At 42.8% G+C, this 1,589-nt stretch carries 2 protein-coding genes; both read left to right on the top strand.

What is annotated here, in order from left to right; genetic code table 11:
* On the top strand, nucleotides 1-735 hold a 735-nt coding region (locus BSG1_RS19425), incomplete at its 5' end, for a glycine betaine ABC transporter substrate-binding protein (protein ID WP_006838955.1).
* 110 nt (nucleotides 736-845) lie between these two features.
* Nucleotides 846-1,253: a CoA-binding protein gene (locus tag BSG1_RS19420; RefSeq protein ID WP_006838954.1), complete on the top strand. Its 408-nt coding sequence runs from the start codon at nucleotides 846-848 to the stop codon at nucleotides 1,251-1,253.
* Nucleotides 1,254-1,589: the final 336 nt, after the last annotated feature.

The raw sequence follows: 1,589 nt of genomic DNA, 5'->3' as shown, positions 1-1,589 counted from the left end.
GACTTGAATGTAGAACGAAAAGAAGGTCTTGGGGAAGTATCCATCCTGACTCCGGCAATTGAAAAAGGCGACATTGATATGTACGTCGAATATACAGGAACAGGTTTGAAGGCCGTATTGAAAGAGGAAGCAGCAGAAGGTGCAAGTGCTGATGAAATTTATGAGCAGGTTAAAAATGGTTACGAGGAAAAGTACGGCGTAACTTGGCTTGAGCCTCTTGGCTTTGAAAACACGTATACCCTTGCTTACCGTAAAGGGGAAGATGTCGACGCTGAAACTTATTCTGAGCTGGTACCACTCTCCGAAAACATGGTATTCGGTGCCCCTCACCAATTCTATGAACGCCCGGGAGACGGTTATGATGATCTAGTAAAAGCATACGGCTTCAATTTTGAAAGCACAGAAAGCTATGACCCTAACATCATGTATGAAGCTGTTAAAAATGGGGATGTCGACTTGATTCCTGCCTTTACGACTGACGGCAGAATTCAGCGCTACGACCTGGCCACAACTAAAGATGACAAAGGCTTCTTCCCGCCGTTCTATGCGGCTCCTATCGTCAGACAGGAAGTGTTGGATAAGCACCCTGAATTGGCGGATGCCATCAATGAACTCGCAGGACAGATTACTGAAGAAGAAATGAGCGAATTGAACGCAAAAGTAGATATCGATAAAGAAGAACCCGAAGATGTTGCGAGGGAATTCCTGATCTCCAAAGGGATCATAGAAGAATAGGAAATTAAGGATTTAAGCTGATCTTATGGGGTAAAAAACCTGTAGATCAGCTTTTTTGGCAGGATATATTCGCGAAATATCGAAATAATGTAAAGGAGGAGTTGAAAAAGATGGAATTCTTAACAAGAAATGAAATGAAGCCGCTGCTTGATAAAGCGAAAGTGATTGCAGTTGTTGGATTGAGTGACAATCCTGAGAGAACTTCTTACATGGTTTCCAAGGCCATGCAGGATAACGGATATGAAATTATCCCAGTCAACCCGACGATCGACGAAGCATTGGGAGTGAAAGCTGTTCCAACCCTTAAAGATATCGGCAAACATGTAGATATCGTCAATGTATTCCGCCGGTCAGAATTTCTTCCTGAAATCGCAAGGGAATTTGATGAGATTGATGCCGACATTTTCTGGGCACAGCTTGGTGTCATCAATGAAGAGGCTTATGACTTTTTAAAAAGCAAAGGGTATACCGTTATTATGGACCGCTGCATAAAGGTGGAACATGCCTTAACACGATAAGGAATCCGAACAAGCGACGGGAAGACATCCGCCGCTTGTTTTTCTGTTTGGGAGTGACAAATAGAAAGAAGGCTCTTCGTTCATTTGGTATGGTGTTTATTGTGTCGTTTATAGGTACTATCCAGTTTCCTTTTTGTTTTCACATGTGGAAACCACTTTGAATGGGTTGAATCAATCTTTTTCTAATTCCTTCATGTTGATATACCATTTTGACCGGGGCGAATCACTTTTTTATCAGATTCCACCCTGTCGAAGGACCACTTAGACTGGGCCGATTCTTTCTTTTTGTGATTCCGCCATGTTGATGTACCCCTTAGACCGGGCAGAATCACTTTT

This window comes from Bacillus sp. SG-1 (assembly GCF_000181495.1).
Classification (GTDB): domain Bacteria; phylum Bacillota; class Bacilli; order Bacillales; family Bacillaceae_B; genus Rossellomorea.
This window is presented reverse-complemented; position numbering and strand designations above follow the sequence as displayed.

Bases quoted from the DNA above. Each gene is read 5' to 3' on its own strand.
- BSG1_RS19420 (WP_006838954.1), top strand. From the start codon at position 846: ATGGAATTCTTAACAAGAAATGAAATGAAGCCGCTGCTTGATAAAGCG.